Origin of the sequence: Tenacibaculum sp. MEBiC06402, assembly GCF_049239625.1 — a bacterium.
In the GTDB taxonomy this organism is placed as follows: Bacteria; Bacteroidota; Bacteroidia; order Flavobacteriales; family Flavobacteriaceae; genus Polaribacter.
Window position 1 is genome coordinate 252,753 of record NZ_JBMKKT010000094.1, and the last position, 25,736, is coordinate 278,488.

Consider the following 25,736-nt stretch of genomic DNA (forward strand, 5'->3'; position numbering starts at 1 on the left):
AATTAAACAATTTTTCCTCGAATTAAATATACACTTTTTAAAATAAAGTATAAAAAAAGAAAACAAAATCTTCCACCTCTCCTCCTCCTTAATAGTCTGAAAGCATTGTTTTTGTCGAGTTAGTTAGATTTTTTTTTGGTAAGTAAACTTTCTTAAATATTAATCAATCCGAGTATATTGATTGAGAATCTCAAAAAAATCAAAGTGAATTTAATTGGTTTAAGAAAAATAAAAAACCCACTCAAAGATTGAGTGGGAAATTGCTATGAAAAAGAATCTCCAAACGTCTTTGGAGAAGTTTTAAATATTGTTATCGGTCTAAATTACTTCAACATTAATAGCATTCATACCTTTTTGACCTCTTTCAGATTCGTATCTTACTTTATCTCCTTCGTTGATATTGTCAATTAAACCAGAATTATGAACAAAAATATCTTGTCCTGTTTCTGATGATGTAATAAACCCAAAACCTTTTGAGTCGTTAAAAAATTTTACTGTACCTTCTTGCATCGTTACTGTTATTATTATTTATAAAAAAATTGTTTAAGAAGAACTATAAATAACTTATAATAAATAAGTTATTAATATTCTAAACACTTAAAAAAATAAAGTAATGATGAAATATAAAAAGGAAAGAGAAATCTCGGATACTTGTTACTTGATACTACCTTAAAATTGAAAATATTGTTCTACTTGAACGGGTCAAAGGTAACTGTTTATTTTTAATTCTAACTATTTTAATAATTTAATTAACTATCATTACTTAAAAAAAGCTCCATACATATTATGCTTTCTTTATTTCTGCTCTTCCTCTCACAGATTCTTTTGTAAATTATCTTCTATTTCTTAACTCTCTCATAAATTTAATATTTCTAAATTGTATTTCATCTCGCTTTAAGACTCTATCATTATTCTCCTGGTCTTTTACTTCAATTATTTTCAGACTTTATGAATTATTAAATTCTTACCCTAAAAAATCTACTAATGTCTTCGATTTTGACTGATGCTTTAATCTCAATAGTGCTTTCTCTTTTATTTGACGAACTCTTTCTCGAGTTAAATCGAATACTTCACCTATTTCTTCTAATGTCATAGAATACTCTTTCCCTAGACCGTAAAACAACCTAATAATATCAGATTCTCTTCGTGATAATGTTTTTAGTACTCTGTTAATCTCAATTTCCAAAGATTGAGTGTTCATTTCTTTATCCGTTTCTGTTAATTCACCAGAATGATAAACACTATAAAAATTTGAATTTTCTCCCTCTAACAATGGAGCATCCATTGATAAATATCTTCCAGAATTTATTACCGATTCTTTCACCTTAGTTATTGACATATCCAATGTTTTTGCTATCTCATATATAGAAGGATACCTTTCATTGTCCTGCTCTAACTTTATAATTGATTTTTTTATTTTATTAATATCTCCTATTCTATTCAAGGGTAATCTTACAATACGAGACTGCTCAGCCAAAGCTTGTAATATGGCTTGTCGAATCCACCATACTGCATAGGATATAAATTTAAAACCTCTAGTTTCATCAAATCGTTGAGCCGCTTTTACCAAACCAATGTTTCCCTCGCTTATTAAATCTATCAACTTTAATCCTTGACTCTGATATTGTTTAGCTACGGATACAACAAAACGTAAATTTGCGCTAACCAAAGTATCCAAAGCCTTTTGATTTCCTGCTCTAATTTGTCTAGCCAACTCCACCTCTTCTTCTGCTGAAATTAAATCTACTTTTCCGATATCTTGCAAATACTTATCCAAAGCTTTTGACTCCCTGTTCGTAACTTGCTTTATAATTTTTAGTTGCCTCATTTTATTTTTTTGAAAATTAGATACTGGGTAAACCATTAAGTATTATAAAATCAATTGTACTTAATGTTATAATTATATAATTAGAAAAAAATTAAAGCGCTACTAGTAGAAGACTTTCAAATGAGCTTTGAAGAAATTTAAGCTAAACTTATTAATTCATTTGAAGTTTAATCTAAGATTTATTATATATCTCAAAGATATGAGTTTATCGCACAAAAGAGACAAATAATTCTTATTTATTTTTCCGATGATATTGAATACAAAAAACCCACTCAAAGATTGAGTGGGAAATTGCTATGAAAAAGAATCTCCAAACGTCTTTGGAGAAGTTTTAAATATTTTGTTTGGTTTACAAAACCAAATTTTGCTTTTAACTAATCGTTCTGAGTAGAAATTCTTTCTTTGTATTGAGCTTTCTTAACCTCTGCTCTTCTTCTAACAGATTCTTTAGTATACTCTCTTCTCTCTCTTAATTCTCTCATCAATTTTGTATCTCTGTGCTTTCTTTTGTATCGCTTTAAAGCTCTATCGATATTCTCTCCGTCCTTTACTTTTATTATTAACATATGGTATAATTTATCATGATTAAACTTAATTCCGACTATTTTCAGAATTAATAAGTTATAATTCAATTGTTATACATTGCTCAACACAATGGAAACATTGAACTGTATATAATTTGCAAAAAAATTAAAACGCAAGAGGAAAAAGTTTGTAAGGATCGCCTTGAAGAAATGAAACTTAACTAAATAATCCGTTTGAAATTTAATCTCAGATTTTATTATATGCCCCAAAGATATGCTTTTACTGAGGAATATAAAAGGATTACTTTGATTTTAAATTTCTATTGTTGATTCTTAAAAGAATAAGTACATCATCAAAAAAAAGAACTTTTAAGTGCATTTTGAGCTAAAAACACGAAAGTCATTTTTATACTTTTGGCAAAAATCAAAACAATGCTTAAAACCAATACGCTACTATTTATTTTTGCTTTTAGCTTTTTTGTAAAAGCACAAGAATCTAAAAAAACTTTCACTGCTAATTGGTCTGTAGGAGATCAAAAAGTGTATTTACATGAACTTCAAAAAACCGTTAGGAAAAACGACAGCACTTTTTATGATGAACCTACGAGTTTTAAAACCATTGTGAATGTTAAAGAGGAAACTCCTGAAACTTTTATACTTGATATAAAGTATTTTAATCTAGCTTATAAACTAGCTACATACATTTACAAAAACACCAAAAATGTTTTACCCGAATTAGAACACATCAATTATACCTACAGTTTTAACAAAACGGATTACTCCTTAGAACTTTTAAATTGGAAAGAGGTGAAAAAACAGTATAAAAAATCTGCAAAAAAAATTGAAAATTACTTCTTATACGATATCAAAGAGAAAGATTCTAAGATGGCGCCACTAGGTGGTACGATGTACTCATATATTGGTGGACCGATCGAAAAGCTCAAAGTTGCCTATAGCTCTAAAGAAAAAATCGAAGAAATCATGAAATCTGAGATAGCATTTATTTTTGAATCTTATGGAAAAGAATTCGTCATTGATATGGACGACTCTTCTGAAAAAATAGTTCCAATGAAAAAGCTTGAGACAGAATCATTAAAAACAATTACTACAAAAAACAACTCGGATATTGACGCAGAAGGTCATTTTTCCTCAAAAAATGAATCAGTTTACTTCATTGTTAAAAATGAAAACACGGAGCAAAAACCAAATGGCAGTTATAAAAAGGCAACCGAAATTGATCAACTAAATTTTAGTTCAGGTTGGCTTACTCGTCACAGTTTTGAAGTAGTAACTTTCATTAGCAATAAATTTTTGAAAGGAGATAAAACAACGATTACGCTGCAATAACTCAATAAATATTTTTTTTAAAAAAAAATCAAAGTAATTAAAATATAAATCCGGTGAGATGCATTTTCACTGGGTTTATCTTTTGTAAATATTCCCGTTGAATTTTAACACTTGACTTTTAATAGAAATTACTTCTTCCTTTACTTCACAGTCATCATTCTTATCTCTAAAACTTTCCAATTTTGAAATTACATTTTTAACGGATAAATCATAAAAACCATTTGTCACTGAATCAGTAACAATTAATTTATTGACTGTTTTATTAATATTGGAATAACAGGCGTTACTACTTACATTAACAACTCCTGATTCTTCCTGTAAAGTGTAAGAATCTAATACTTTTTTAAGAGCAGCATTGTGTTTTGTAAATAACGAAATATCTTTTCTACTATATGGATTTGGTTGTGAACTTCCTACATATTGAATTATTATTCCAAAAGCTTTGTGTGTTGAAGAAAGCTTGTAAGTAGTTGTATCTATTTTAATATCGGCAATATAAATTGCATCAGAAACCCAACCACTTTCTTTAGAAGGTTCAAAGAATTTATGAGAAATTACACCTGTTTTGTTATTTATAATGAATATATGACTATTTAACTCGTACATATCTTCCTCTTTATTAACAACTTCAGGAATTACAATAAGAGTTTCATTTTTATTACCAGGAAAAACTTGGGCTGAAATAAATTCTGTATTTGAACTTTCAACATTTACTTTATCTAATGCAATTTTTATAAGTTCTTCTTTTGAAAATTCAGATGAATTACCTGAATTCATATTTTGAGAATAGGATAAAAAAGTACAGAAAAATATTAAGACTAAAATCTTGTTTTTATTAAATAACATCGATGATTTTTTCTAGGAAATAATGAATAAACCCAACCACAATTATTACACAAAAAAGCAATACAAATCGAAAAAACAAAAGTCTCTTTCGTACTTTAATTCTCTTTTTAATGTGAAAATAATCTATCGTTACGAAAATGACAGCTATAATACACCCGATTAATGTACCTATTTGCAACAATGCAATATCGTAATAAATATTAGCTATTACTGAGAAAATATTTGAAGATTCAAATTTTGAACCTAAAAGTAGCTTCATATAAACTAAACCACTCAATAATGATAGTATTATCCATACTACATAATTTAGAACGTACTTTATTTTATTCATTCTATCGCTCTAACAATTGAAAAAAAAATTCATCTTCTTTCTCGAACTTTCCATCTTGATCCGAGCTTTGATAATAGTGTGTTTTCTCAAATTTCTTCGAACCTTCTTTATGAACATGTTTTGATGCCCAACTTTCATTAAATCTAATATACTCTATTGACAATTTTCTCTCATCGTAATTTTTAGCTCTATGATATTGAGTCAACTTTTCATGATAATCTATTTTTGCACGATCTAAAGCATCCGTTAAGTAGCTACTAAAGTCTGTTTCAAGCTTTAATTTCTTATACAACAAATACGTTCTAAAGTTCCCTCCATATTGTATTATAACAAGTTTATCTTCTTTTTTCTTTATAATTACTTGATTATATAACGTAAAACCTTTTTCGAAATTATTTCTTGAAAAACCTGTTGACTCATCATATTCGCAAAAAGACAATTGATGAAACTTCCCTTTATAATTCCTTAAAATCCCTTCTTGATCGCTAGGTCTTCTACCTTTAATTTTATGCGCTGCATAATAACCAAAATCATTATCAGATAATTTCTCTACAATTAAATTAGAAGTTAGTATTTCCTCTTTTGTACCACCTAGAAATAGTGTGTAACCTTTTATCAGTTCATATTCTCCTGAAATATCTATGATACTATTATTCTTTTCTTGTTGCTTCTTATCATATTGATTTTCAAAACGACATATAACAAAAGCTTCATCCCTTTCAATTTTAAAAGAGAAAAGGATGAATAATGGAAACCAAAATGTCAGACTATAATACTTCAATTATTTCGTATTAGCTAACCGCTTTTTTAACTACTTGTTCTAATTCTAAAAATGCCTTTTTCTGATTCGGAGCTAAAACTAACTCTTTAATTTTTCCCGTAATTATCTCAACAATGTTTTGATATCTTTTTTCACTTTTACCAAAATAGGCATGCATCATTTTATTTGGAATAATATAAGTCATTTTCACTTTGTTATCTTCTTGAAAATGAATTTTCATTCCATGCATAGCACTCTTTTTTAGCACAATACATTGAGCCATTTGACCGTTAGAATCTAATCTATGTTCCCAAACATCATACTCTTTTGAAACTTCTAAACTTGAAGCATTTTTTAATTGTTGGTTTAGTGTGTCTAAGGTATTATATTCATTTTTTACATTAATTGTATTTTCCATATGAGATTTATTAATAATTAAACTTTTTATTCTTTAATAATCTTTAAAGTGTGCGTAGTTTCTCTTTCTATGAGTTTAACTAAATAAACACCAGGAAGTTCTTTTGATAAATCGATACTTATTTTTGAAGCAATTCTATTTGTTGAAAAAACTAATCTTCCATACACATCATGAACTTGAACTTCATTCGTGCTATCAATTAAAGATTCATCAATTTCTAACGTTGTTGTTGATATAGTAGGATTTGGATAAGTACTTATTAGTTCTTCAATAACTACATCATCTCCATTACTTTTAGATTCGCAGTAAAATGGACGAGAATGTTCAATCTTCGATTCATATTTATTGATTGTTTTTTTAGATTTAAAAAACAAATACTGAAGTCCTAACATTTTATGAAATGCAATAATATCTGAGGGTTTGCCTTGTGTTAAACCTGAAGTCCTAGAGTCGTAATCGACGATTCTACCTGTTATTAGATCTGGATTCAGACTTAGCTCCCAGTTCGATGAATGATTTATGACAGCTACTTTAAAAAATGAATTTCCGTCAGATTTCCAAATTTGCATTCTTGTTACTCCATTATTTATAGGTCTTTTATAAAATGCAACTATATCATCATAATTTTCTCCTTTACGATCAATGTTTAATGAAATTACGCGTTTCGATATTCTATCTACATTGTTAATTGCATAAGGACTACTCTGAAACCAACCGTTAGAACCTTGGTACCAGAAATTAGTTCCTGTTGATAACCACACATGAATTCTGAACTGTCCGTTACCATAATCATAAAATGCCGCAATATCATCCACATGACCATCTTTATCAAAATCACCAGAAATAACTCGGTCTGTAACTTTTGATGCAGTGTAACCAATACTATTCCACCAGCCTACACTGCTTGAATACACAAAGGTATTTCCATTTGAACGGAATGTATGAATTCGAGTTTCACCGTTTCCATAATCATACAAAGCGGCAATATCATCCCAATAACCGTCATTATCAAAATCACCCGATACTACTCTACCAGTTATTTTATCAGGATCATAACCATTTAAAGAATATACACTGCTCTGAGAAAAAATTGGCGTAGATGCTCCATTACTTTTAAATAAATCAAAGCGCATACTAGACACACCTGTTTTATTGATTAAAATGAAATCATCTATATGTCCGTCATTATCAAAATCTCCGCGAACCATTCTTCCATTAACATTTGCTAAATCATAATTAATCATATTATCACCTACTTTTAATGATTTATTTCCATTCAAATCACTCGATAAAGTATTTAACCTAAAAGCACCAGTTGTATGACTATTCCCAAGCATTACAACATCATTTATAACATCATCTCCAGAATTGTCCTGAGAAAAATTTCCAGAAATCACATAATCGGTAAAATTTATCGGTGAAATCCCACAATCTTGTGCCATTATTACATTCATTGTCAAGATTGAGATTGCAAAAAAGAGTAAAGCTTTTTTCATAATTTTCATTTTTTACTTGTTTTTTAAATAGTTTTTTTAATTCTCTTATCATATCGTTAAAACAATTTTTTTAACTGCAGATAATTTTTTAGTTGTGACTAAAATATTTTGTAACAAACAAAAATCACCCTCTAAAAAAAGCTTTGTGACGAACCCTATAATTAAAAGTGACAAACATTCGTTTTTTATAAATTAAGTAGAGCAAACTAAAACAAAACATCTAAAACCCTTGTAAATAAAGAAAAAGTGACGAACACATCTATATTAGTGACGAACAATAAAACAAGTTTTATTCCATGTAATAATTAATATTACATTTGTTAAAAACCATATTTTCTTGAAGTTACAATTCGCATTTTTAATCTTTATTATTTTTCTTCAGACAGGAAATACGCAAGAATTTATTTACAAAAACTTTAGTATTGATGAAGGGTTACCTAGCTCCGAGGTGTACGATATGTATCAAGACAAACTTGGTTATATCTGGTTTGCTACCGACAAAGGACTGTCGCGTTATAATGGTTATGAATTTGAAAACTTCACAACGAAAGATGGACTTCCAGGAAACACCGTACTAGATTTTTATCCTCAAAAGAATGGAAGAGTTTATTGCTATGAGTACCATAGCAAAAGTTTGTTTTATTTCAATTCAAATTTTGATGGTTTTCATAATTACAACTATAACCATTTGCTTAGAGAACAATTAGCTAGTAATCAAGTTTTAAAGAGTATCCATTTTGACGAAAGCGGAACACTCTATACTGGTGGATATGGAGTTCATGGTTTAATCAAAATTACTTCAAATGGGACACTTACTAAACTTTATGATAAAATAGAAGGAAATGATCAAGAGGGATACGATATAAAGTTGGGGATAATTCCCCAACAAAAAACTGCTTTTGCTGTTTACGCGAATTATTCATCTACCAATGAAGTAATTTTTGTTAACACAGAAAATAGCCTAAGCTCCAGACTAGATATTGTTAAATTAAAAAATGACAAAATCGCTTTCATAGATCAAAAGTTGGGCGTTCTCTCTGAAGATAAAACTATAAAATATTACAAAGAACACCTGAATCCAACTGGTATTAAACGTATAAATGATTCTCTTTTTTTTGTTGGATTCTATAACAATGGAGCCGAAATTAGAGATGCTTCTGGTAAAATCTATCAAACATTTTTACCTAACAAATCGGTGTCAGATTTATTAATTGATAAAGAAGGTGGTTATTGGTTTAGTACTTTGGACAACGGTATTTATCATATTAAAAACCCCAAGATTAAAATACTTATCGACTCTCATGTTACTTCATTAACAAAAGATGACAAAAATCAATTATTTGTTGGTTTAAGTAATGGGAATATTGGAAAAATTAGTAATAATGATTTAGAAATATTTTACAAAGGAAAAAACAACAATATTTCATTGGTTCAATTTGACAAAAAAGACGGACAACTATATGGATATAGCGATGCAATACTTTTTAACTATACAACTAACGAAACTGTAGCAAGTTCTTACTCAAACAAACTCCCAGAAAAAATCGGGCATCCACTATTAAAATCTAGTAATAACAATTTCAGTTTTGTAGGAAAGGATAGCATTCTTCATTACAAACTGACAAACGACATTCATGATGTTTGTTATTATAATAACAAATTTTTAATAGGAACCTCTTCAGGCTTATTAGTCAAAGAAAATAGTGTTCTTAAACCTAAGCCATTTCTTGACTCTATAAAAGTAAGAATTGATGACATCGATAAGGGTGAATTAACCAATACCATCTTCATGGCAACGCAAGATGCTGGGGTTATTGTTTATCGTGAAAATGATACTATTTATAGCATCAATAGAGAAAAAGGACTTACTAACAATATCATTAACGAAGTTCATATTGAAAACGATTCAACGCTTTGGGCTTGCAGCAATACTGGATTAAATAGAATTTTATTCAATAAAGAAAAAACTAATTTTCGTATAACGACTATTACAACTTCAGACGGTTTATTAAGTAATGATATAGATGACATTGAAGTATTAAATGATACTGTTTGGGTAGCCACGAAAAAAGGACTTTGTTTTTTTGAAAAGCAGTATATGAACGAAAAGAATACAACCAAAATATTATCACTTTCTCTAAAAGAGATTAAGGTGAATAAACAAAAAAGAAATAACTTTAAAGAAAGAGTAAATTTAAAACACAACCAAAATAATATCGAGTTTACGCTTCAGGCGATCTCACTAAAAAATAGTGAGCAAATAAATTATTTATACCGTTTAAAGGAAATAGATAGTTCTTGGTATTCAACGAAAAACAGAACGATTAGTTTTCCCTCTCTTTCTCCTGGATCATACACTTTTCAATCAAAAGTAATAACCAATGGAAAAATTTCAGATAAGGAACTTTCCTATTCTTTTGAAATTCAACCACCATTTTGGCAAAGTTGGTGGTTTTACAGTTTGGCTGTCATTGTATTCGCGGGATTTATCTATTTATTTTTCAGAATTAGAGTTCTTACATACAATAAAGATATTGCTCGAGAATTAATGCGTTTGGCTATCAAAAAGTTAAAACCTAATGATCAATATTACCATTTTAGAGCTAATGGAGTAGACTCTAAAATACCAACAAATCAAATTTTATATGTTAATTCACAAGGAAACTATTTGGACATTATTACTACTAAAAAAACCTACACAATTCGTTGTAAAATAGGTGACTTTATTGACACAACACCCGATAAATTAGAATTTTTAAGAGTTCATCGATCCTATATCATTAGAATTGATCAGGTTTCTAGTAAAGGAAAAAATTGGGTCATTATAAACGAGGCTCAAGTACCTGTTGGCGAAACTTACTTACATCAGCTTGAAAAAATAAAATTCTAAATTTTACTTCTTCTTTCTGGAAGTTGCTTTCTTTTTTATGCGAACATAAATCAATTTGTTGTTATTTTTTTGATTTTCTCTTTGTTCGATATCAAATTTTCCCGTGGATTTAATTAGAGGAGTTAATTTTTGAAAACCATAATTTCTGGAATCAAAATTTGGACGTTTTTGTTGTATTAAACTTCCAACATCTCCAAGAAAAGCCCAACCATCATCATCAGATAAATCATTTATTGTTGATGAGATTAAATCCAATTCCTTCTTGGTAATTTTATCAACCGAAGGTTCTTTGGTTTCTATTTTTTCTTCAGTTTGTTTCTTTAAAATTTCAATATAAATAAATCGATCGCAAGCAACTATAAAAGGATTTGGTGTTTTCTTTTCTCCAATTCCAATTACATTCATTCCTGCTTCTCTTAAACGAGTTGCTAATCTCGTAAAATCGCTATCACTAGAAACCAGGCAAAAACCATCAACCTTCCCACTATACAAAATATCCATAGCATCAATAATCATAGCAGAGTCCGTAGCATTTTTACCGCGTGTATATCCGTATTGTTGAATTGGAATAATTGCGTTTTCAAGAAGTAAATTTTTCCATTTAGACAAACCAGGACGTGTCCAATCTCCATAAATCCTTTTTATAGTAGGGTTTCCATATTTTGCTATTTCTTCCATCATTTCTTCTACATAAGCAGAAGGTATATTATCTCCGTCAATTAAAACAGCTATATTATTTTTCATTATAAACCAGTAGTTTTTAGATTTCCCATAAAGTTAACACTATTCAAATGATTAACCTGAGAGTAATACTAAAAACAGAAAAGCACATTATAAAAATGTGCTTTAAAACTGATTGTTACAAATAATAAACAATATTTACCCACTAGCTTAGAATGACTTGCTTTTCTGAATTCATTACTAAATTCTTTTTAGCTTTATTTTTTCTATTATAATGCCACGCAATTTGACCTAATTGCATGATAATTTTAAAAGAGTCTTTCATTGATAGTTTAGAACCATCGGCATGAATCCATCTCTTTAATGGTTGCTCACATAATAACTGTCTCGCTTGTTGTAATCCATAATGAAGTGTTACTCTTCTGAAGATTTCAACATCAAATATCCATTTAGAAACAAATTTGTCTTGGAAAGAAATCTGGATAACATCTCTATGAAAAATTTTCGCACCACATTGTGTGTCTTTAAAATCCATAGAAAGGATTTTTCGTATGATGAAATTAATAGTTTGACTAATAATTTTTCTAGCTGATTCTTTAGTAATATTAGCTCCCATTCGGCTAATTCTAGAACCGCTAACGATTTTGTAGTCTGAATTTTCAATAGTAGAAACTAAATCATCAAAATCTCTTAAATCCGTCGACAAATCTGCATCTAAAAAGCCTATAAAATCTAGACCCTCTTCTTTTAGCATATGTAACATACCTTGCCTTACAGCTTCAGCTTTACCTCCATTTTTTTCACAATCGTATACTGTTATAAAATCTTCTCTACCTTTTCTAATAGTATTTAAAACTTCTAATGTTTTGTCAGTACTTCCATCATTTACAAAACACAAATGATAACCTGTGTTATTGTCAATAAAGTTGGTAAACTCATCGCTTAATAATCTCTTTTCTTCATTATAACAAGGAATTACAACTCCTACACATCTTTTTTGTATAATAACTTCATTATAATTTTTAGATTTATTTGATTCAGCCGGCGAGCCAATTAATCTTTTTACCCTCGTACAAACCTCAGATAAACTCAATGGCTTTTTCATGTAATCATTTACACCTAACTCAAAACCTTCTGTAATTATGCTGTTATCCGTATTTCCAGATAATACCATAATCGGTGTATCTGATTTATCGTAAAATCTAATATGTTTAATAACCTCAATTCCAGAAAGTCCTGGCATATTAATATCAACAATTACCAAATCAGGTTTTACTCTATCGTATAATGCGATACCTCTATTGGAGTTTGTTTCGGTGTACACATCGTAACCTAATTCTTTTAATCTATTCTCTAATGGAATTAAAACTAATCTTTGATCATCTATTGCTAATATTTTCATGGTGTGGGATTTTTATGATTCAACAACACTGTAAAAGTAGTTTTGTATTTCATTCAAAATTCTGAATAGTATTAAAATGGAGATTTGTAATGACGAATGGTAGTTTACTATTGATTAATAAATTTTAAGCATTATTTAATTAAATTATATTTACATTATAGAAAAATTAGCTTCTTATTAATGAAAGGTGTTTCTAATAAATATTTAATTGCTGCATTCCTACTATGTATTGTTTTTCATGGTAGTACTGTTTTTTTTACATTAGAAACTACTTATGATGCTTTAATACATTTATTCTTTGCGGATCATTATGCGAATAATTGGTTCGAACACTGGAGCAATAAATGGTATACAGGATTCTCTGTTATGGGATACCCTCCATTAGTACATCAATTAATTGCTGCATTATCATTAATAGGCGGATTAAAATTTGGGCTTTTTACGGTAGCCATTATCGCTTCCATTTTATTTGTTACTGGAGTATACAGATATTCCTTATTAATTACTGCTAACACAACAGCTGCCGGTTACGCATCTCTTTTAGCTGTGTTTTCATCTTCCTTTGTTGAAACGCTGCATGTTTTTGGTCAGCTTCCCAGTATCATGGGAGTTTCCATTTTAATGCATTCCTTACCAGAAATTTATTTATGGCTCAAAACAGGTAAATACAAATACTTTTTTACTTCTTTAACATTAATTTCTGTAACCGTTACTTCTCATCATGTAACACCCATTTTTGGAATGGTATTTTTTATTTTACCACTTATCGGAATGGTTATAATGGATACCGCTAGAGAGCAGGTTAATTCTTACAAAGAAGTAACATTAAAATTATTTTTAAATGTCTTTGGTAAACAATTTAAACGTAATATTACTTTTGTTTTTGCTATTCTTTTGCTTATTGTAGTATGCATTTTGCCTTACTGGATTAACTCTAAGAACAATCCAATTACTCAAGTTCCAATTCCACATGGATCTCGAGATAATTTTCTAGAAGTACTTTCATCTGGTTTGGTATTCTTTTTAATTCCCTGGGGCGTATTACTTTTTTTAATTCCTTATTTCGTTTACCGGTATTTTAGTAAGAGATATTTATTCTTTGGATTGTGCTTCTCCATGTTAATTATTCTAGGAACAGGAGGAACAACTCCAATACCGAAAATGCTTTTAGGTGAAAATGCTTTTAACATTTTAACTTTAGATAGATTTACGTTGTGGGCATCTATCATGTCTTTACCTTTATTTGGAGAATTTGCATATCGTTTTATTCAAGGCGACTTAAAAGATTTAATTCAGAGAAAATTCGGTGCTGTTTATCATAGATTGGCTGGTGGAATTTTAGCTTGCCTGTTTTTAGGTTTTACTATTTTCACCCTTAGTCTTGGCTATTTTAGACCATCGCAACCACAAAAAATTAACATGTTACCTATTGTTAATTTCTTAAATCAAGACCAACATGATCAATGGAGATATTTGACTTTAGGGTTTGGTGATCAAATGGCTTGGTTATCTGCTCAAACAAAAGCTACCACCGTAGATGGTAATTATCACTCAGCGAGAAGACTTCCAGAACTTACAACTAGACCAATAGAGCGATTAGAAAACTCAAAATTTAAAGGAGTAGCCGGAATAGGTTCTTTACAACAATTCTTAACGGTACCAGAAAAATATAATTTAAAATACATCTTTTCGAACGATAAATTTTACGATCCTATTTTGTATTTCTGTGGTTGGCAACGCCTACCTCAATTAGAAAATGGAATTATGGTTTGGGAGCGATTAAACATACCTCCACTCTCTTCTATTTTAACGAAAGATGAAGTCGCTAATTGGCAAAATATACTTTGGGGAATTGTCCCTTTTACTACAGTAATACTTGCGTTTATTTTTAATATCATCCCTTTGTTTAGAGAAGGTTTAAAACTAAAACCAAAAGTAGTCCCAAATTATTTAAACTTTAAAAACTCATATTCCAAGTTTTCAAGTAAGATTTTAACAATAAGTCATATTTGGTCAGTGTTCGTTTTTGCTTTTTTCTTTTATGGATGTTATCTATTTTATATTAAAAATGATACCCAAAGAACACCCGAAAACGTTATTACAACCTATTATAACGCACTCGATTTTAAAGAATTTGAAAAAGCTCATAACCTGTTAGATCCGAAAAGTAACTTAAGTCTAGCTCAATATATGTTAGAAACCTCGGTTACTGATGGTTTGTTAAGTTCATACGCTAAGCTAGATGCTATTAAAACAACAATTTTAAAGAAAACTGATAGTGTTGCTACTATGAAAGTGATTACTGATTGGATAACTCCTTTGGAAAAAATCAGTAACACCGAGTTTAAAACGCTGGTTAAAATAAAGAATAAATGGTTTTTAGTTCCAGAAAAAAAGGATGTTGATTTACCGCCAGACCAATTGTACATGAAAAACAACACGGGATATTTCAATCAAGGTAGAAGACGTATTACCACCGAACAGAGTTATCATGAAGATATTTTAAAACAACCTGTTGTTGAAATTGTTACTGCTAAACTCGTAAAGTATGAAAACAGTTATGCGATTATTGGTGAAATTCAGAATATAGATAATACACCTGCAGATATCATTTTAAAAGGAACTCTATATAACGAAAACAATAAAGAGCTTGCAACTTTTAACGCAAAACATTTAGTAAAACATAAACTAATGCCCAAGGAAGTAAGTTCTTTTCGAATAAATTTTGAAGGAATTGCATGGTCGAAAACAAAGGATTCCATCCCTAAAAAATTTAATCCAGATGAGTTTACACCTGTCGAACTAAGCGAGCAACCAACTAAGTTTAATTTACAATTAGCAGCAAATGTTTCAAATTCCGATTTATTTAAAAACCATGTAATTAGCGATCTTAAAATTCAATCTAAAAAAATCCGAGGAACTCTTTTTAATAGCGGTTTACAAGAAGTCACTGTTCCACAATTAATAGTAACTTATTACAATAAAAACAAACAAATGATTTGGGTAGATCATTTATACCTCGACCAAGGAATCAGACAACATAGGAAGCGTTATTTTGAATATGATTTGGCACCAATATCCGACCTTACAATTATTAATGAAGACATGAATAATTGTTATGTAAATGGTTTGCCAAATGAAGATGTATCGAATAAAATCGTTTCAAACAGAATCGAAAATCATACAAGTGAAGTATTACAAAAAATACCACATCCTGAATATGACTTTATAAAAATAGAGTTGAACAGTTTTATAGGAAATCCTAAATAATGATAAAAAAATCTACACATATCTTTACAATGTGCTGGTTGATTATACAATCAGTTATGGCTCAAGACTCAATAATTCTTTTGATGAATAAGGAAAGGTTTACTGTAGGTGAAAATATCTCGTTAATATTTTCAAATCCTTCCAATGAGGTTTATCATCTGTATTGTAGTAACAGTTTTGGAACAACTATTTTATCTGGAAAATTGAGTAAAAATAAATTAGAATTCGAAATTCCTTCTTTCATGAGCAATAAAACTGGTGTAATAGCCTGGAAATTAATTCATAGCTCATCAAAACTAACTGGAAAATTATTTATACAACCTTCTGAAAAATCAACATCTTTGGAAACCTATATTGGTCCGCCAACAATTGAAGCTGGAGGTAAAGATTTTGCCATGGCCGTTATAATCCCAACAGACTCATTGGATAATCCTGTTAAAAAAAATACCGGAATCGTTATTAAAAATCATTTCTATCAAACTCCGAAATCACAACAAATTTTTACAAAAAACCTCATTGGTTATCAAAATATATTTTCTCCTTTAAAAACAGGTAGAATGACTGTTTCTTCCGAATCATTTGGATTAAACTCAAAAGAGTACGATGTAGATATTTTGCCCGCTATTGGAACTAATTTTAACATTGTTGCTAAGAGAAATCATGAGTATGCCGATGGTAATCAAATAACCAAGTTTTCAACTTCTATTATAAAGGATAAAAATAACAACATTGTAAGTGACGGAACTTTCGTTGAATTCTATATTCGAAACAAAGAAAGTAATATTTTAAAAACATCTGGAACAACTATAAATGGAATTGCAGAAGCTTTTATTGTGCATCCTGATTGCGAAGAAAACTGGACTGTAAAAGCTTTTATAAATGGAATCGCCAATAGTAATACCATCAAAATTTCTTACAAAAAAGTGATTGATACGATTCCTGTATCTTTTTCTAAGGATAATAGAACAGTGAAAGTTGCTCCATTACAAAGTTTTATGAAACAAATGATTCCAGATGGATTACAAGTGCGGTTATCAATTTACAAAGACAATAAATTGGAAAATCATTTAATTGAGCAATCAAAAGATGGTTTCGCTATTTTTAATTTAGATCCAAATATCTACAAAGCCGGAAATTATACTATTGAAATTTCAGCCGCTTGTAATACAATAACTCATAAATCCATTAAATTATGGTAAGCAGCAATGACATAAAATTAGTTACTAATAAAAGAATTTTAAGAGGTTTACTAATGCTTTCTTATTTATTGGTAACGTCAGTAATTGTATTTCTTTTTAGCTCATTGTATATTCATTTTAATACAGGTGCAGACCGAAGTAAAATTCTTCATACAGAGGTAAAAAAAGTAGACCAGTACTTACCAAAAATAACTTGGAAAAATGATGGAAATGAAGGAAGAGAAATGAATTCCCAAACTCTAAAAAATCTGGAAAATGATTATTTAGATGCCTGGTTTATTCAACAAATTGCTTATAAATCTAACAATACTAAAGGAATTGACGATTACTTTACAGAAAATGCAAGAAAAAATCTGTTTGCTTTTATTGACCATAATAAAAAAGAAAACATCTTCGTAGATGCCACTACTATAGAACATCATCCTAATATTTTATTCTTTAGTGAAGATGGTCAATTAATTGTTTTGGAAGACAAAGATGTGATTCAGCATAAAAAAGTTTTTAAAAACAATAAACTTCTGTTTGACGTCACTGAAAAATCGGATTATAAAATTGTGTTATTGGCTGAAGACGGTTTTTGGAGAATCAGACATTTAATCAAAGAGAATTCATCAGAAGTTTCTACTCAGGAAGCTACTTCTTTATTTGATGTTTCAAATGTTAAAGGCATAAATTACTATCCTCAAGCAACTCCATGGAAAATGTTTGGTGATGAATTTAATGCCGAAATAATAAATAAGGATTTTGAGATTATTACAAATGCAGGCTTAAATACAATTCGAATTTTTATTCCTTATGAAGATTTTGGGAAAGCAAAAGTAAAGGAAGAAAGATTAAACAAGTTATCACAGGTGCTAGATTTAGCTGAAAGTAATAAATTAAAAGTAGTTGTTACCTTATTTGATTTTTATGGAAACTATGAAACTTCCGACTGGACTTTGAATCACAGACATGCAGAAACAATCGTTTCTCGTTTTAAAAATCATAGTGCTATACTCGCTTGGGACATAAAGAATGAACCAAATTTAGATTTTGATTCTAGAGGAAAAGAACAAGTAATTTCTTGGTTAAAACACCTTATAACTCTTGTTAAATCTACAGATAGAAGTCATCCTGTTACTATTGGCTGGTCTAACGCGGAAAGTGCCACCATTTTAAAAGACAACGTAGGTTTTATCTCTTTTCATTATTACGGAGATTATAAGAATTTTGCAAAAACCTATGATAAAATAAAAGAAGAAGTTCCAAAAAAAGGGATCGTTTTAGGGGAATTTGGAACCTCTTCTTATTCGGGTTTATGGAAACCCATACGTAAATCAAAAAAGAAACAAGCTACGTATCACAAGGAAATGCAAAAAATACTTACCAATAAAAACATTCCCTTTTTATCATGGACCCTTTATGATTTTGATAAAATTCCAAAAGAAGTGATTGGTGGACTACCTTGGAGAACACAACCACAGAAAAAATTTGGATTTATCGATAGTAAAGGGAATAAAAAACCATCTTTTGAATATATCTCTAGATAGCAGAATTTGCTGAAACTTCTGGTGTCGAAATAAATCTTTTGTCTACTATTTTTTCAAATTCTTCGATGTAGATTTCTGCTATTCTCGACATAGGATAAGCAGTAGCTGCTTTATAATTAGCTTTGCCCAATTCAATTCTATAGGAATCGTTTGAAACTATATTTTCGATAGCATTAGCTAAACTATCTATATTTTCTGTTTCAAAAAATTCTCCTCTATAGCCTTCTTCTTTGATTAATGTTGCTAAATCTCCCAAGTTTGGCATTACTACTGCCTTACCATAACTACCTGCCTGATGCAATACACCCGAACTTCCCGTGGTAGATGTGTAAGGAAAAACAACTACTGCGCTTTCATTAAATATTTTCTCTACATCATGTTCTTCAACATATCCGGTAAATGTTAAATTAGATACATGTTTATATTGTTCTTGTACTTTGGCTAAATAACCTGGTACATTTGGATTATCTGTTCCTGCAATTACAATTTCTAAATCGAGATTAGATGTCTTTCTTATTTTCTCAACAGCTTCAATCATCGATTCTACCTTCTTATACGTTCCGAATTTTCCAAACGTCATTACTTTTAATGGACCTTTAGTTAATTTATACGAAGGTTCTTCTAAAACTTCAAAAGTTCCATGCGGAATCATTTTAACATTCTCCACTTTATATTTATTCTTTAAAGTTGCAACATATTTTTCCATGGTAACAGCAACTAAATCCGCTTTTAACACTAGTCTAGTTAATCCTGTTCCTATTAAATTATAAATTGTTTGCAATGTTTTGTTTGAAGTAAAACCAGCGCTTTTTAAATCTACTTGCTCTAAGATATTGTGCAATAAAACAATTGTTGGAATCTTCTTCAACTTACATAATAATGGTAATGTTAAACCTAATGCTGCAGGAATCTTTTTATCTCCAAACTTCATAAACTGAAGATTGAATAATACTGAATCTGGTTTGGTTTGATTGATAGCTTTTAATACACTAAAAATATTGGTATAACTATTAAACTCCCAACATTCTTTAACTGTAATTTTACAACCTGCCTCAGAAAACTCAATTTCTTTAGCCTCTGTTGTTTTATCAGTTAATAAAACTATTTCAGTTACTTTTTCATTTTTTCTAAAACTCTTAACTAAATGGTAAGCATACTCATTTAACGTTACTTTGCTTGGTGGATAAGCTGTTACAATTGCTAATTTCATGATAGGTATTTTTTGTTTTTTGATAATTTAAATTTCCGATTAAAAGGGGACAAAAAAGTACAACTGTTGCCTAATGGTGGTTTTCTGATGCTAAATGGAAAAAAGAGTCACACATTCTGAATTTTACTTTTTCCTTCAGTTGCCAAGAAATAAAGTAGTTGTAATACAAGTAATAAAGTCATAACATATACTTGAACCATTATTACTTGATTTATTGAGCTATGAAATTGTACAATTAAAGCGATTTGTGCGATTCCGAACACTCCTGAAAAAACAACCGGGATATATTTATCTAATGATAAATAGTAATAAGTAAATATGTTTGAAACAGCAAATACTCCTGTTGCTAAAGCATACTTCCATAGCAATGCATTTACACCTAAATAACTGTCACCAAACAATAGTCTAATCACTTGTTCTGGAAATAAAAAACATACTGAAATGATAATGGCAGTAATAACACCAATATAACTTACGTACTTGAAAAGAATTGGCTTCGTTGGTTTTCCTTCTTTTTTTAGTTTTACCACAACTGGCAGTAATATCATTACAAACATCCATGCAATAAAATACACCACTCTACCAATAAGCGCTAATGAAGCGTATAAACCAGCATCATAAGATGAAAAGTAATGCTTTACTAAAAGGATATCACTATTATTAATGATGATTTGCGTTAATTCATAAAACACAGTAATAATGAAAAAGCTGCGAACAGCTTTAGCTTGAGAATCATTTAAAGAAACTGTTTTTTTAAGAGAAATATTCTTTGTTCTGAACGGAAATAATCCAAATAAAAAAGATCCTAAAACTCCTAATGAAATTATTACTGAAGATTCAATTTTTAGAAAATACAATAATGTAAACGTTAGTATTAATCGACTAATCATTTCCATTTGATAAGTTCCTGACAAGAATAATAATTCCTTTTTTCCTTGAAAAACTCCTCTGTTTACGCTCATCAAAAAATAAAATGGAACTCCGATTCCAAAAATTACAAACATCAGGGATGAGCTAGTTTTGAAAACATTTTGCAGGTTTGTAGAAAAATAAATAATTAGGACTCCTAGAACTATACTGGTTATAGCAGCTCCTTTATACATCTTAGATATAAAAGACGAATATGACTCTCCTTCAAAAATAACTGCAAATTTTGCCGTTACCAATTGAAAAGTCATTGCTAAGAAAGATAAAACCAATAGAAACGTAATAATAATAGCAGCATCTGCAAACTTTTCAGGCCCTAAAACTCTTCCTAAAATTAAATTATATAAATAATTCCCTCCGTTAACTATTAATGCACTGAGCATAAAAATATGCTCAGATGCAATTTTATATTTAGTTTGTTTTAATACAGCTATCATAATCTTAATTATTTACAATTAGGCTACTAAACTTGTTTCGAAATGATCGTATATATCCTTGCAACCGCAACCCGTAATTGAAAAATCCTTATTCTTTCTTAAGGTCATAGCCCAAACTATTTTAATAGCTTCCATTCCATCATTATCAATCTCTGTGACATTTTCTATATTGATAAGTATATTTTCAAATTTTTCTACATAATATTCTACGTGAATAATAAATAATCTTGCAGTTGTAGAATTAATTCTTCCTTCGAAATGAAGTTCCTCTTTTTTAAGTGTTACTTGTAATGCCATAATTTTTTCTTTTTTTGATTATTAATGACACTAATTTCATTTTTAAATCAAGAAATTAACTACAAGTATGGTCTAAAAACCATTTTCTGAGGTTTAATGATTAAATAGTATTGCTTAAATTGTAGTCAAGAAAAAACAATATGAAAATCAAACGTTTTATCCTATTTTATTTATTACTCAGCTCCTATTTTGGGTTTACTCAAGACATGAAAAAGGGTTTTTCATTATTAGAAACTGGTAAATATGAGCAAGCTGAACGATTTTTTGAAGCTATTCTAAAAGATTACCCTACAAATAAAACTGCTCGATTATGTTATGGTAGAGCAGTTGGGTTAAACGGTAACTCAGAAAAAGCAATAACAATCTTTAAAAACCTATTAGAAAAGTATCCATCTGATTATGAAATAAAACTGAACTATGCAGAATCTTTACTTTGGAATAAGAACTTTTCAACAGCTAAAGATTATTATATAAAATTAGTTGAAGAGAACAGCCAAAGCTTCCCAGCTTTACTTGGTTATGCAAATACCCTATCCAACTTAAAAGAATACAATAAAGCTTTGGACTTTGTTAACAAAGCATTAAAGGTATCTCCTGGCAATAATAATGCGCTTATTTCTAAGAAATATATTCGTTTTGGGTTAGCCAATAACAAAATACAAAATCAGAAGTACCTAGATGCTGAGAATATTCTGATGGAAAACCTCAACGATTTTGATAATGATACCGAAACTTTACAGAACCTGGCAAATTTATATCTGATAAGTGAACAAAATGATAAGGCACAAAAAGCGTTTGAACAAATCGGAGAAAACCCAAATAATATTTTAATTTCTTTAAATGGTATTTCTTTAACAAACCATATTAATGAAAATGATGAAGAGGCGCTCAAGATAAGTTCAAAAGCAGTTAATTTAATCAATAACAAAACTGTAACCTCCTTAAAAGAACAAACAAAAGAAAGATACATTCAGGCTTTAATATGGAATACAAAATTTAAGGATGCAGAAAAAGAAATCAATCAACTGTTAGAAAAAAATGAAACTCCCGCAAACTGGATTTTAGCTTTGCGCGCTACACTTAACATTTATAAAAGTGACTTTAAAAAGAGTATTAAAAACTATAATTTAATATTACAAAAAGACAGCACTTCTTTTGATGGAAACCTAGGAAATGCAAATGCTTTTAAAGCAATTGGAGATTATAAAAATGCTTATAAATATGCTGATAAAACATTGCTATTTTATAAAAATCAAAAAGATGCGATATTTTTCATTAAAAGTTTAGACAGAACTTTCACTCCGTTTGTTAATACAAGAGCTTCTTATTCTTTTGACAACGGAAATAACGAGGCTTACTCCTACTCCATTAATTCGGAGTTTCCTCTTTCTTTAAAGTTTAAACTTTTAGGAAGTTACAACTACCGAACCAACTCAAATAGCGTTAATGATATAAATGCGAGTTCAAATAATTTTTCTTTCGGTTTTTCGTATCATTTACTAAACAATTTAACATTCACTGGTGATGCGGGCATTTTTGCTTCACAGTCTGATGCAAATAATTACACCCAGTTTTTAACCAATTTAAGTTTTAATTTTAAACCGTTTAAACTTCAAAATCTTGATTTCGGATATAAAAGAGAAATGCAAAATTTCAATACCGAACTTCAGGATAGAGAAATAATTCAAGATAACTTCTTTGTGAATTACAGTTTAAATACCAATTTCAATCTTGGATTCTTTTCTCAATATTTTTACACAACTCAAAATGATGAGAATACAAGGAATTTATTATTCGCATCTTTATATTATTCCATTCTTCGAAAACCTTCTTTAAAGGCAGGATTGAATTACCAAAACATCTCATTCAAAAATCAAGTTCCAACTATTTATTTTAGTCCAGAGCGATTTAATGCTGTAGAAATATTCATGAATATTATTAAAGATGACGCCACAATTAAAAACAAAGGATGGTTTTATGAGTTAACTGCAGCCACAGGTTTTCAATATATCGAAGACCAGAATAAGCAAAACACCTATAGATTTCAAGGAAAATTAGGCTACAAAATCTCAGAAAGAAGTTTACTCAATCTATTTGGAACCCATAGTAATATTGCCTCTACAATTGCCACAGGATTTACTTTTACAGAAATCGGAATTCAGTTTAAATACTACTTTCTTAAGAAACCAATATTTGCGACTTCTAAAATGTTTTAATCAGTAACTAGAAATCCTATAATAAATCCAATCTTTTCATCAAGTCAGGTCGATTAGATCTACTAACAGGAATAACATCTCTATTAATTAGAACGCTATTATCCTCTATATCGATAATTTTCTTAACATTAATAATATAAGAGCGGTGTACTTTAAGGAAAAGTGAAGAAGGTAATTTTTGTTCTATTTTTTTCAATGATGCATGAACTTCATATTCTTTATCATCTGTTTTCACAAAAATATAGTCTCCTTTGGCTTGCACAAAACAAATGGAAGGTAAATCAATCTTAACTAATCTCCTGTCTATATTTACATAAAAATCATTTTTATGTTCCTCCTCCTCTAAACTTAGCTTTTTTGTTGAATTATCTATTGGTTTTTCAGAATTTTCTAAGTTCTCCAGATAAATTAGTTTTCGTGCTTTTTCAATCGCTTTTGTAAACCTTTCCGAAGAAACAGGTTTTAACAAATAATCTACTATAAAACTATACTCAAATGCTTCTATAGCGAATTTAGAATCGGTTGTTGTAAAAATAACTTTAGGTGGATCTTTTAATGTTTTAATGAAATCTAATCCTGAAAATCCAGGCATATGGATATCTAAAAAAATAAGATCAACTTTATTAGAATGTAAAAACTTAAAGGCATCCATTGAATTTTCAAATTCTTCAATAATTGAGATATCATCAGTCTCCTTACAAAGAGTTTTTATGATAACTCTTGCCATTTTTTCGTCATCAATAACAATGCAATTCATAATAAATTAAATAGTTTTCAGATAGTTAGAGATAACATTTAAAATATTTTCGAAAGCTTCCATCTTTTCTAACTTAGCTTCTCTTAATTCGTTTTCATAATCATTTGAAAGCTTGTAAGCCATCTCTAGTCCCAAAATACTAATTTTATGTTTAAGTCTGTGTACATTCTCTGCGATTAATTTATAGTTTTTCGTCTCTAAACTATCATAATAATCTTGTCTCTCCTCGGGAAACTCGGTTTTTAAAACGTCAATTAATTGATTTATGAGTTCCTGATCTCCTCTCGCCAATTCATCTAAGTAAGAAAGGTTTGGTGTTTCCATAGTTATTTTTTTATGGTAAAATATACTGTTGTTCCTTTATTTAATTCTGATTCTATCCAAATCTTCCCCTTATATACTTCGACTATTTTTTTAACAATGGACAATCCCATTCCTGCTGATTTATAATCATTTTCAAGCTTAGAAAACGCTACAAAAACTTTTTCAAAATATGTACTATCGATACCTTTTCCATTATCTTTCACATAAAACTGCCAATGTTCATCTGACTCCTCATACCCTACTTCAACCAGCTTCTCTTCTTTCTCATTAAATTTAACGGCGTTATCAATTAAATTAATAAACAACTCTTTACAACAATATTTATCTCCATTTAGAACAGGTAGTCTTCTAGGTATTATAATCTTAACATTATCAGATAGTTTTAACTCACGCTCTATTGAAGTAATTACATCATTTAAATGAAAATCTGAATGAGTCTTAACGGTTCTAATAATTCGAGAATATTTTCTAATTGAAGCAACCAATGTATCAATCTTTTCTACATGTTCGCTTATTAATTCTATATGGTTTCTACCTTCTTCATTTAAATTTTCTTTATGATCATCTATTAACCATTGCGTTAATGTTTCAATACTTTGTAATGGTGATACCAAATCATGAGAAATCATATGCGTGTAATCATTTAATTCTTGATTTTGACGCTCTAAATTATGTAGTAGTTTATCTTTCTGCTTATTAATCTTGACAATTTCTTTCGTCTGATTATCAATAAAATCCACTAAACTTAAGGTGCTCGAACTTTCTATAAGATCATTCCCTTCTAATTCATCTACTTTCAGTGTATTAAAGACATTCTTTAATTTTTCAATTAAAGCTCTTTGCTCGTTTGTTTCTTTTTTGAGTTTTTCACTAGCTTCGGAAAGTTCTTCAGAACTAATAGCCGTTGCTCTTTGCAACATAAATAATTGATCATCGGAATTTTCATATGATCTATTTACCGCATCCAAAAAAGCATCTAACCTATCGCTTTCTTGAAGATCTTTAGGTAAGTATTTTCTTATTTGCCTTTTTAAAAGAGAATTCATT

21 protein-coding genes are annotated in these 25,736 nt (G+C 29.4%); 6 read left to right on the forward strand and 15 right to left on the reverse strand.

Annotated elements, in window-relative coordinates:
* Positions 1-318: 318 nt before the first annotated feature.
* The 3 genes from ACOSP6_RS08065 to rpsU all read right to left on the reverse strand — a co-directional run bounded on the left by ACOSP6_RS08065 (position 319) and on the right by rpsU (position 2,394).
* The gene (locus ACOSP6_RS08065; RefSeq protein ID WP_422093522.1) at positions 319-510 is read right to left on the reverse strand and encodes a cold-shock protein; all 192 of its coding nucleotides are present in this window, start codon (positions 508-510) and stop codon (positions 319-321) included.
* A gap of 454 nt (positions 511-964) precedes the next feature.
* Complete coding sequence (locus tag ACOSP6_RS08070) at positions 965-1,828, reverse strand: sigma-70 family RNA polymerase sigma factor (protein WP_422093521.1); 864 nt, start codon at positions 1,826-1,828, stop codon at positions 965-967.
* A gap of 374 nt (positions 1,829-2,202) precedes the next feature.
* Positions 2,203-2,394 (reverse strand): 30S ribosomal protein S21, encoded by a 192-nt coding sequence (gene rpsU / locus ACOSP6_RS08075; protein WP_422093520.1) that lies wholly within the window; start codon positions 2,392-2,394, stop codon positions 2,203-2,205.
* 390 nt (positions 2,395-2,784) lie between these two features.
* Between rpsU and ACOSP6_RS08080 the strand changes: the two genes are divergently transcribed.
* Positions 2,785-3,699 (forward strand): hypothetical protein, encoded by a 915-nt coding sequence (locus tag ACOSP6_RS08080; protein ID WP_422093519.1) that lies wholly within the window; start codon positions 2,785-2,787, stop codon positions 3,697-3,699.
* A 75-nt stretch (positions 3,700-3,774) separates the two neighbouring features.
* On the opposite strand, the gene ACOSP6_RS08085 is transcribed toward ACOSP6_RS08080, so the two are convergent.
* The 4 genes from ACOSP6_RS08085 to ACOSP6_RS08100 form a co-directional block, all read right to left on the reverse strand.
* Positions 3,775-4,476: a hypothetical protein gene (locus ACOSP6_RS08085; RefSeq protein ID WP_422093518.1), complete on the reverse strand. Its 702-nt coding sequence runs from the start codon at positions 4,474-4,476 to the stop codon at positions 3,775-3,777.
* Between the two features lie 401 nt (positions 4,477-4,877).
* On the reverse strand, positions 4,878-5,657 hold the full coding sequence (locus ACOSP6_RS08090; protein ID WP_422093517.1) for a hypothetical protein: 780 nt from the start codon (positions 5,655-5,657) through the stop codon (positions 4,878-4,880).
* Between the two features lie 10 nt (positions 5,658-5,667).
* Complete coding sequence (locus tag ACOSP6_RS08095) at positions 5,668-6,054, reverse strand: hypothetical protein (RefSeq protein WP_422093516.1); 387 nt, start codon at positions 6,052-6,054, stop codon at positions 5,668-5,670.
* Between the two features lie 26 nt (positions 6,055-6,080).
* On the reverse strand, positions 6,081-7,550 hold the full coding sequence (locus tag ACOSP6_RS08100) for a T9SS type A sorting domain-containing protein (protein ID WP_422093515.1): 1,470 nt from the start codon (positions 7,548-7,550) through the stop codon (positions 6,081-6,083).
* A 337-nt stretch (positions 7,551-7,887) separates the two neighbouring features.
* On the opposite strand from ACOSP6_RS08100, the gene ACOSP6_RS08105 reads away from it, so the two are divergent.
* Entirely contained in the window at positions 7,888-10,440 is a 2,553-nt protein-coding gene (locus tag ACOSP6_RS08105) for a ligand-binding sensor domain-containing protein (protein WP_422093514.1), read from the forward strand.
* Positions 10,441-10,443: 3 nt separating this feature from the next.
* Here ACOSP6_RS08105 and ACOSP6_RS08110 read toward each other — a convergent pair whose 3' ends face one another.
* Together ACOSP6_RS08110 and ACOSP6_RS08115 are read right to left on the reverse strand one after the other, a co-directional pair.
* Positions 10,444-11,184 (reverse strand): NYN domain-containing protein, encoded by a 741-nt coding sequence (locus ACOSP6_RS08110; RefSeq protein ID WP_422093513.1) that lies wholly within the window; start codon positions 11,182-11,184, stop codon positions 10,444-10,446.
* Positions 11,185-11,326: 142 nt separating this feature from the next.
* Positions 11,327-12,523 carry a response regulator gene (locus ACOSP6_RS08115; RefSeq protein ID WP_422093512.1) on the reverse strand — a complete coding sequence of 399 codons (1,197 nt, stop codon included), beginning with the start codon at positions 12,521-12,523 and terminating at the stop codon, positions 11,327-11,329.
* 180 nt (positions 12,524-12,703) lie between these two features.
* Between ACOSP6_RS08115 and ACOSP6_RS08120 the strand changes: the two genes are divergently transcribed.
* The 3 genes from ACOSP6_RS08120 to ACOSP6_RS08130 are packed head-to-tail and all read left to right on the forward strand — an operon-like array spanning position 12,704 to position 18,521.
* Positions 12,704-15,793: a hypothetical protein gene (locus tag ACOSP6_RS08120; protein WP_422093511.1), complete on the forward strand. Its 3,090-nt coding sequence runs from the start codon at positions 12,704-12,706 to the stop codon at positions 15,791-15,793.
* The gene (locus ACOSP6_RS08125; protein WP_422093510.1) at positions 15,793-16,992 is read left to right on the forward strand and encodes a hypothetical protein; all 1,200 of its coding nucleotides are present in this window, start codon (positions 15,793-15,795) and stop codon (positions 16,990-16,992) included. The genes ACOSP6_RS08120 and ACOSP6_RS08125 overlap by 1 nt, the downstream gene beginning before the upstream one ends.
* Complete coding sequence (locus tag ACOSP6_RS08130; protein ID WP_422093509.1) at positions 16,986-18,521, forward strand: glycoside hydrolase family 2 TIM barrel-domain containing protein; 1,536 nt, start codon at positions 16,986-16,988, stop codon at positions 18,519-18,521. The genes ACOSP6_RS08125 and ACOSP6_RS08130 overlap by 7 nt, the downstream gene beginning before the upstream one ends.
* Here the strand turns inward: ACOSP6_RS08130 and ACOSP6_RS08135 are convergent.
* From ACOSP6_RS08135 to ACOSP6_RS08145, 3 genes are all read right to left on the reverse strand, one after another.
* On the reverse strand, positions 18,514-19,731 hold the full coding sequence (locus ACOSP6_RS08135; RefSeq protein ID WP_422093508.1) for a glycosyltransferase: 1,218 nt from the start codon (positions 19,729-19,731) through the stop codon (positions 18,514-18,516). The genes ACOSP6_RS08130 and ACOSP6_RS08135 overlap by 8 nt on opposite strands.
* Before the next feature lie 107 nt (positions 19,732-19,838).
* Complete coding sequence (locus tag ACOSP6_RS08140) at positions 19,839-21,095, reverse strand: oligosaccharide flippase family protein (RefSeq protein WP_422093507.1); 1,257 nt, start codon at positions 21,093-21,095, stop codon at positions 19,839-19,841.
* Between the two features lie 18 nt (positions 21,096-21,113).
* Entirely contained in the window at positions 21,114-21,392 is a 279-nt protein-coding gene (locus ACOSP6_RS08145) for a hypothetical protein (RefSeq protein ID WP_422093506.1), read from the reverse strand.
* A 140-nt stretch (positions 21,393-21,532) separates the two neighbouring features.
* Here ACOSP6_RS08145 and ACOSP6_RS08150 point away from each other — a divergent pair, with 140 nt between their 5' ends.
* Positions 21,533-23,608 carry a tetratricopeptide repeat protein gene (locus ACOSP6_RS08150; protein WP_422093505.1) on the forward strand — a complete coding sequence of 692 codons (2,076 nt, stop codon included), beginning with the start codon at positions 21,533-21,535 and terminating at the stop codon, positions 23,606-23,608.
* A gap of 16 nt (positions 23,609-23,624) precedes the next feature.
* On the opposite strand, the gene ACOSP6_RS08155 is transcribed toward ACOSP6_RS08150, so the two are convergent.
* Genes ACOSP6_RS08155 through ACOSP6_RS08165 form a run of 3 tightly spaced genes read right to left on the reverse strand, consistent with a single transcriptional unit; the run spans position 23,625 to position 25,735 of the window.
* Entirely contained in the window at positions 23,625-24,365 is a 741-nt protein-coding gene (locus ACOSP6_RS08155) for a LytR/AlgR family response regulator transcription factor (RefSeq protein WP_422093504.1), read from the reverse strand.
* 6 nt (positions 24,366-24,371) lie between these two features.
* The gene (locus tag ACOSP6_RS08160) at positions 24,372-24,689 is read right to left on the reverse strand and encodes an Hpt domain-containing protein (protein WP_422093503.1); all 318 of its coding nucleotides are present in this window, start codon (positions 24,687-24,689) and stop codon (positions 24,372-24,374) included.
* Between the two features lie 2 nt (positions 24,690-24,691).
* A complete protein-coding gene (locus ACOSP6_RS08165) occupies positions 24,692-25,735 on the reverse strand; it encodes a sensor histidine kinase (protein WP_422093502.1) in 1,044 nt (347 codons plus the stop codon).
* Between the last annotated feature and the right edge of the window lies 1 nt (position 25,736).

Excerpts from the sequence above, each read along its gene's own strand:
- ACOSP6_RS08155 (WP_422093504.1), bottom strand. The coding sequence starts at position 24,365 with ATGAATTGCATTGTTATTGATGACGAAAAAATGGCAAGAGTTATCATA.
- ACOSP6_RS08115 (WP_422093512.1), bottom strand. The coding sequence starts at position 12,523 with ATGAAAATATTAGCAATAGATGATCAAAGATTAGTTTTAATTCCATTA.
- ACOSP6_RS08100 (WP_422093515.1), bottom strand. The coding sequence starts at position 7,550 with ATGAAAAAAGCTTTACTCTTTTTTGCAATCTCAATCTTGACAATGAAT.
- ACOSP6_RS08085 (WP_422093518.1), bottom strand. The coding sequence starts at position 4,476 with ATGAATTCAGGTAATTCATCTGAATTTTCAAAAGAAGAACTTATAAAA.
- ACOSP6_RS08150 (WP_422093505.1), top strand. The coding sequence starts at position 21,533 with ATGAAAATCAAACGTTTTATCCTATTTTATTTATTACTCAGCTCCTAT.
- ACOSP6_RS08125 (WP_422093510.1), top strand. The coding sequence starts at position 15,793 with ATGATAAAAAAATCTACACATATCTTTACAATGTGCTGGTTGATTATA.
- ACOSP6_RS08070 (WP_422093521.1), bottom strand. The coding sequence starts at position 1,828 with ATGAGGCAACTAAAAATTATAAAGCAAGTTACGAACAGGGAGTCAAAA.
- ACOSP6_RS08080 (WP_422093519.1), top strand. The coding sequence starts at position 2,785 with ATGCTTAAAACCAATACGCTACTATTTATTTTTGCTTTTAGCTTTTTT.
- ACOSP6_RS08095 (WP_422093516.1), bottom strand. The coding sequence starts at position 6,054 with ATGGAAAATACAATTAATGTAAAAAATGAATATAATACCTTAGACACA.
- ACOSP6_RS08165 (WP_422093502.1), bottom strand. The coding sequence starts at position 25,735 with ATGAATTCTCTTTTAAAAAGGCAAATAAGAAAATACTTACCTAAAGAT.
- ACOSP6_RS08130 (WP_422093509.1), top strand. The coding sequence starts at position 16,986 with ATGGTAAGCAGCAATGACATAAAATTAGTTACTAATAAAAGAATTTTA.
- ACOSP6_RS08110 (WP_422093513.1), bottom strand. The coding sequence starts at position 11,184 with ATGAAAAATAATATAGCTGTTTTAATTGACGGAGATAATATACCTTCT.
- ACOSP6_RS08065 (WP_422093522.1), bottom strand. The coding sequence starts at position 510 with ATGCAAGAAGGTACAGTAAAATTTTTTAACGACTCAAAAGGTTTTGGG.
- ACOSP6_RS08120 (WP_422093511.1), top strand. The coding sequence starts at position 12,704 with ATGAAAGGTGTTTCTAATAAATATTTAATTGCTGCATTCCTACTATGT.
- ACOSP6_RS08145 (WP_422093506.1), bottom strand. The coding sequence starts at position 21,392 with ATGGCATTACAAGTAACACTTAAAAAAGAGGAACTTCATTTCGAAGGA.
- ACOSP6_RS08140 (WP_422093507.1), bottom strand. The coding sequence starts at position 21,095 with ATGATAGCTGTATTAAAACAAACTAAATATAAAATTGCATCTGAGCAT.
- ACOSP6_RS08135 (WP_422093508.1), bottom strand. The coding sequence starts at position 19,731 with ATGAAATTAGCAATTGTAACAGCTTATCCACCAAGCAAAGTAACGTTA.
- rpsU (WP_422093520.1), bottom strand. The coding sequence starts at position 2,394 with ATGTTAATAATAAAAGTAAAGGACGGAGAGAATATCGATAGAGCTTTA.
- ACOSP6_RS08160 (WP_422093503.1), bottom strand. The coding sequence starts at position 24,689 with ATGGAAACACCAAACCTTTCTTACTTAGATGAATTGGCGAGAGGAGAT.